Below are 6,172 nucleotides of genomic sequence, written 5' to 3' on the forward strand. Positions count from 1 at the left end.
TCGTTTACCCCGTCACCACTTCACCCGCCGGTGGCGTTTCCAGCAGTTCCAGCATGGTGCGGGCAATTTCACGCTCGCCCATCACCACCTGATTCGCGCCACGTTCGGTGATATATGCCACCTCGTCGTCATAATGGGCGCGGGCGATAATCTCAATATCCGGGTTTTTCGCGCGAGCAGACGCCACAATCTCGCCGGCTTCGTAACCGTTGGGAATCGTCAGGATCAGCCATTTTGCACATTCCAGATGCGCCAGTTGCATAATCTCTTCGTTAGCCGCGTTGCCTAATACCGCCCGGACTCCGCGCTCACGCAGTTCGTCGACGCGAGTACGTGACGTCTCAATCACCACTAAAGGAATATCAGACGCGAGCAATTTCTCCCCCAGCAGGCTGCCCACACGACCATAACCTACCAGCAGCGCATGGTTGCAGATATCAACCGGAATCTGCTTCTCTTCTTCGATAGCTTCCTCCAGCGTCTGCTCTTCCAGCGTTTCGGTTTTCGCCAGGTATTTCTCCAGCAGCGCGAACAGCACCGGGTTGAGCATAATCGACAAAATCGCCCCCGCCAGCACCAGGTTTTGCCCCGCCTGCGGCAGCAGATTCAGCGCCATCCCCAGACCTGCCAGAATAAAGGCGAACTCACCAATCTGCGCCAGGCTGGCGGCGATGGTCAACGCCGTACGCTGGGAGTGACCAAACAACCGGACGAGGAAAAGCGCCGCAACCGATTTACCAAACAGAATAATCGCCAGCGTAGCCAGCACCGCTAACGGCTGCTGAATCAGGATTAACGGATCAAACAACATCCCGACAGAGACGAAGAACAACACAGCAAACGCATCACGTAATGGCAGTGTATCGTGGGCGGCACGGTGGCTAAGTTCGGACTCATTCAGCACCATCCCGGCAAAGAACGCACCGAGTGCAAAGGAGACGTCAAACAGCTCCACCGCGCCAAAAGCAATCCCTAACGCCAGCGCCAGCACCGACAGGGTAAACAGCTCACGCGAACCCGTTGCCGCGCTACGTGCCATAATCCACGGCACCAGACGGCGACCTACCAACATCATAATGGCAATAAACGCGACGACTTTGCCGATGGTGATACTCATATCCAGCGCCAGCGTCGCAAAGCCCACATCGCCCTGTTCCAGCATTCCGGCTACCGCTGGCAGCAACACCAGCGTCAGGACCATCACCAGGTCTTCCACAATCAGCCAGCCAATGGCGATTTGCCCTCGCTGGCTGTCTATCAACTGCCGTTCTTCAAGTGCGCGCAGCAGCACCACGGTACTGGCGGTGGAAAGACACAAACCGAACACGATGCCGGTCATTAACGACCAGCCGATCACGGCAGAAAGAGCCATACCCAGCAGTGTCGCCACGGCTATCTGGGCGACCGCGCCGGGAATGGCGATGGACTTTACCGCCATCAAATCCTTGAGCGAAAAATGCAAACCGACGCCGAACATCAGCAAAATAACGCCCAGTTCCGCCAGTTCAGGCGCAAGTTTTGTATCGGCAACAAAACCTGGGGTAAAGGGGCCTGCCAGCACACCCGCTAACAGATATCCCACCAGAGGAGAAATACGCAGTTTATTGGCCAGCATGCCAAGGATAAAGGCAAGCACAAGGCCGCCAACAATTGTGGTGATAAGCGGGGTGGCGTGATGCATTCCGTCTCCTTTTCCTGGTGGTGGTTGTCCATATTTTGGCCGGGAAAACCAAAATTACAGGTAATAGTTTATGACAATTTCATAGATGATGTTTATGAATAATTATTGAATTTTGCAGAAAAATGGAATTAGCCGCAAAAAAGGCACGGATCGGAAAAGTGATGAGGTGTATGAAGAGGAAAGGCTTATGGTTACTGCAAAATGAAGCAGCCAAAGTTTACCTTTGGCTGCCGGGAATTCAGGATTTATGCCGATTATCAGGTAAGAATATGGTCAACATGCCAAGAAGCGGCAGGAAAGCACAGATTTTATAAACTAACTCGATACTGGTATGGTCGGCGATAAGCCCCAGAACTGCGGCTCCAAGGCCACCCATGCCAAAAGCAAAACCGAAAAAGAGCCCGGAAACCATGCCGATACGCCCCGGCAACAGCTCTTGCGCATAAACCAGAATGGCAGAAAACGCAGAGGCGAGGATAAATCCAATAATCACCGTCAAAACCCCCGTCCAGTGCAGGCTTGCGTACGGTAAAATAAGCGTAAAAGGCGCAACGCCGAGGATAGAGCCCCAAATTACATATTTTCGACCAATCTTATCGCCAACAGGCCCGCCAATCACCGTCCCCGCCGCAACGGCAAACAGGAAGGCAAACAGATGAAGTTGGGCATTCTGGATGGATAATCCGAATTTTTCCATCAGATAAAAGGTGTAATAGCTGCTGATGCTCGCCATATAGAAATATTTCGAGAAAATCAGCACTAACAGTACGCAAACAGCCAGCACGACCTTATTTCGTGGCAGCGGATTGATTATTGGCGCTTTCGGCTTGCCTTTACTCATTCGGTGCTGCGCAGAGTACCAGCGGCTGATTTGCGCCAACACCACGATTGCCAGCAGTGCCGCCAGTACAAACCATGCAACGTTGCCTTTGCCATAGGGGGCGATGAGCACCGCCGCCAGCAAAGGTCCCAACGAACTGCCAAAGTTACCGCCGACCTGGAAGATGGATTGCGCCAGACCATGACGTCCGCCAGACGCCATACGTGCCACGCGGGAAGATTCCGGATGAAAGACCGACGAACCGGTACCGACCAGCGCCGCCGCCAGCAACACCGAGCCAAAACTGCCCGCCAGCGCCAGCAATACCAGGCCGCTTAAGGTAAAGCACATGCCAATTGGCAACGACCACGGCATTGGGTATTTATCTGTCCAGTAGCCGACGACCGGTTGCAGCAGCGAAGAGGCGAGCTGGAAGGTGAGGGTTATCAGCCCAATCTGCATAAACGTCAGGGAAAACTCTGACTGTAAGAGCGGATAAATCGCCAGAATCAGCGATTGGATCATGTCGTTCAGCAGATGCGAAAGGCTGATAGCGCCTAAAATGCCAAACGATGTGCGAGCCTTAGTGGTCGATGCAGTCGCGCCCGCCACAGGCTGGGATTGTTCACTCATTGCCATAGGAAAGTCACTTTTTTAGAGTTGCGATGTAAAAATTTATCTTAATTGTGATTATTACCTGACTAACATACCTGCACGTGCCTTTTGAAGGAAGTCTCAATGTGGAAAACAGAATTTCCAATCTGGATGTAGATTTATCGTAACCGAACGCAGACTTGTCTATGATGTCGCGTCATACTAATTTTCAACACGTTATTATCTGGTCAGGGAGAGAAGTATGAAATTATTGCAGCGGAGTGTGGCATTAGCACTGTTAACCACATTGTCACTGGCGAGTGAAACTGCGTTGGCCTACGAGCAGGATAAAACCTATAAAATTACGGTTCTGCATACCAACGACCATCACGGTCATTTCTGGCGCAATGAATATGGCGAATACGGTCTGGCGGCACAAAAAACGCTGGTGGACGGTATTCGTAAAGAGGTCGCCGCTGAAGGCGGGAGCGTGCTGCTACTTTCTGGTGGCGACATTAATACCGGTGTGCCGGAATCCGATTTGCAGGACGCAGAGCCAGATTTTCGCGGCATGAATCTGGTGGGCTATGATGCAATGGCGATTGGCAATCATGAATTTGATAACCCGCTCACCGTATTACGCCAGCAGGAAAAGTGGGCAAAGTTCCCGTTGCTCTCTGCCAATATCTATCAAAAAAGTACCGGCGAGCGCCTGTTTAAACCCTGGGCGCTGTTTAATCGCCAGGATCTGAAAATCGCCGTTATCGGTTTAACAACTGATGAAACAGCGAAATTAGGTAACCCAGAAAACTTCACCGACATTGAATTCCGTAAACCTGCCGACGAAGCCAAACTGGTGATCCAGGAGCTGCAACAGACAGAAAAGCCGGACATTATTATCGCGGCGACCCATATGGGGCATTACGACAACGGTGAGCACGGTTCTAACGCGCCGGGTGATGTAGAGATGGCGCGCAGTTTGCCTGCCGGATCGCTGGCGATGATTGTCGGCGGACATTCGCAAGATCCCGTTTGTATGGCTGCGGAAAATAAAAAGCAGGTAGATTACGTTCCTGGTACGCCATGCAAACCGGATCAACAAAACGGCATCTGGATTGTACAAGCACATGAGTGGGGCAAGTACGTTGGTCGGGCCGACTTTGAGTTTCGCAACGGCGAAATGAAAATGGTCAACTACCAGCTGATTCCGGTGAACCTGAAGAAAAAAGTCACCTGGGAAGACGGGAAAAGCGAGCGTGTGCTGTACACTCCGGAAATCGCCGAGAATCAGCAAATGATCTCGCTGTTATCGCCGTTCCAGAACAAAGGCAAAGCGCAGCTGGAAGTGAAAATTGGCGAAACCAACGGTCGTCTGGAAGGCGATCGTGACAAAGTGCGTTTTGTACAGACCAATATGGGGCGGTTGATTCTGGCAGCCCAAATGGATCGTACTGGTGCCGACTTTGCGGTGATGAGCGGAGGCGGAATTCGTGATTCTATCGAGGCAGGCAATATCAGCTATAAAAACGTGCTGAAAGTGCAGCCGTTCGGCAATGTGGTGGTGTATGCCGACATGACCGGTAAAGAGGCGATTGATTATCTGACTGCCGTCGCGCAGATGAAGCCGGATTCCGGTGCCTACCCGCAATTTGCCAACGTCAGCTTTGTGGCGAAAGACGGCAAACTCAACGACCTGAAAATCAAAGGCGAACCGGTCGATCCGGCAAAAACCTACCGCATGGCAACATTAAACTTTAATGCTACTGGCGGTGATGGTTACCCGCACCTTGATAACAAACCGGGCTATGTGAATACCGGCTTTATTGATGCCGAAGTGCTGAAAGCGTATATCCAGAAAAACTCGCCACTGGATGTGAGTGTCTATGAACCGAAAGGTGAGGTGAGCTGGCAGTAATCTGAAAGTGCCGGATGCTCACATCCGGCACAATGCTTAATCGCGACGGGCGATATCAGCAAATTTAGCATCGAGGATCTTCGCCAAGTCGCCTGCCGCCAGTTCGATATCCAGCCCGCGTTTACCGCCGGAAACATAAATAGTGGCAAATTCTTGTGCGGGGGCGTCGATAATCGTCGGCAGACGTTTTTTCTGCCCTAATGGGCTAATTCCCCCAACCAGATATCCCGTTGAACGCTGCGCGACCATCGGATCGGCCATCTCTACTTTCTTGGCACCCAGCGCCTTTGCTACTTTTTTGAGATCTAATTGACCTGCGACTGGCGTGACGGCCACGGCAAGGTGTTTCATATCGCCATTCACTGCGACCAGCAGCGTTTTGTAGACCTGATCCGGATTCAAACCTAATTTTTTGACGACTTCATCGCCAAAATTGGTTTCTGCCGGATCGTGTTCGTAGGTATGAACCTGAAAAGAAATTTTGTTTTTTTCGAGTAATTTAACTGCCGGTGTCATCGTAATTTTCCTGCCTTAAACAAAAAAACGAAGCAAGCATACGCCTGATGGTGGTCCAAAAAAAAGTGCCATCTTGCCTAAGAGTATTGGCAGGATGGTGAGATTGAGCGACAATCGACTTACACCGTCGTTTAAAGCGACGGCATAATAATAAAAATATGAAATTCCTCTTTGACGGGCCAATAGCGATATTGGCCATTTTTTTAGCGCAACATTTGCGGCAAATTTCCTTCTCCATACAGATGTAAAGCACCGACCGCGACCACATAGCGCCCTGGCGGCATGGCATGCAGTTTATCCCGCCAGGCGAGATTTCTCTGGTGCATCAGTACATCGTACAGCGACTGGCTGAACGTATTCGGCAGCGTTATTTCATTATTTTGTGGCGGTGCATTCAGCCACCAGCTCATCATTTGTTGCAGCAACCGTGCGTTGGTATGCCAGTGGGTCAGCGTATCGTCCAGCAGCGCCAGTCCTTTGTCAGGGAGCTGGAGCAACATGGCAATCTGGTTTTCTGCCCCTTCCAGTTCAATCACGGGTTTATGGTGTTGCTTCGCCACCTGCAATAGCTGGTAATCGATACCATATTCTGCCCGCAGCCCCAGTTTTTGCGCCTGTGTCGCCTGAAGAACCATCGCGATTTGCC

Annotated in this window: 5 protein-coding genes; 1 reads left to right on the forward strand and 4 read right to left on the reverse strand. The window is 51.5% G+C overall.

The features are described from left to right. Positions 1-4: 4 nt before the first annotated feature. Together ybaL and fsr are read right to left on the reverse strand one after the other, a co-directional pair. Positions 5-1,681, reverse strand: coding sequence for a YbaL family putative K(+) efflux transporter (gene ybaL, locus FEK42_RS10755; protein WP_130260289.1), 1,677 nt, complete (start codon positions 1,679-1,681; stop codon positions 5-7). A 238-nt stretch (positions 1,682-1,919) separates the two neighbouring features. Continuing rightward, a complete protein-coding gene (gene fsr / locus FEK42_RS10760; RefSeq protein WP_135492552.1) occupies positions 1,920-3,140 on the reverse strand; it encodes a fosmidomycin MFS transporter in 1,221 nt (406 codons plus the stop codon). A 217-nt stretch (positions 3,141-3,357) separates the two neighbouring features. Here fsr and ushA point away from each other — a divergent pair, with 217 nt between their 5' ends. Continuing rightward, positions 3,358-5,010 carry a bifunctional UDP-sugar hydrolase/5'-nucleotidase gene (ushA, locus tag FEK42_RS10765; protein ID WP_135492554.1) on the forward strand — a complete coding sequence of 551 codons (1,653 nt, stop codon included), beginning with the start codon at positions 3,358-3,360 and terminating at the stop codon, positions 5,008-5,010. Between the two features lie 36 nt (positions 5,011-5,046). On the opposite strand, the gene ybaK is transcribed toward ushA, so the two are convergent. Both ybaK and FEK42_RS10775 read right to left on the reverse strand, forming a co-directional pair. Beyond that, positions 5,047-5,526, reverse strand: a complete 480-nt coding sequence (gene ybaK, locus FEK42_RS10770) for a Cys-tRNA(Pro)/Cys-tRNA(Cys) deacylase YbaK (RefSeq protein WP_130260288.1) — start codon at positions 5,524-5,526, stop codon at positions 5,047-5,049. A 203-nt stretch (positions 5,527-5,729) separates the two neighbouring features. Next, positions 5,730-6,172 (reverse strand): TraB/GumN family protein (locus FEK42_RS10775; protein ID WP_171022634.1); only part of this gene is annotated, 443 nt, incomplete at its 5' end.

Source organism: Escherichia sp. E2748, assembly GCF_005781125.1.
Taxonomy (GTDB): Bacteria; Pseudomonadota; Gammaproteobacteria; order Enterobacterales; family Enterobacteriaceae; genus Escherichia.

What these genes read in the sequence shown, in the direction of transcription:
- ybaL (WP_130260289.1), bottom strand. Translation starts at nt 1,681, where the DNA reads ATGCATCACGCCACCCCGCTTATCACCACAATTGTTGGCGGCCTTGTG.
- fsr (WP_135492552.1), bottom strand. Translation starts at nt 3,140, where the DNA reads ATGGCAATGAGTGAACAATCCCAGCCTGTGGCGGGCGCGACTGCATCG.
- ushA (WP_135492554.1), top strand. Translation starts at nt 3,358, where the DNA reads ATGAAATTATTGCAGCGGAGTGTGGCATTAGCACTGTTAACCACATTG.
- ybaK (WP_130260288.1), bottom strand. Translation starts at nt 5,526, where the DNA reads ATGACACCGGCAGTTAAATTACTCGAAAAAAACAAAATTTCTTTTCAG.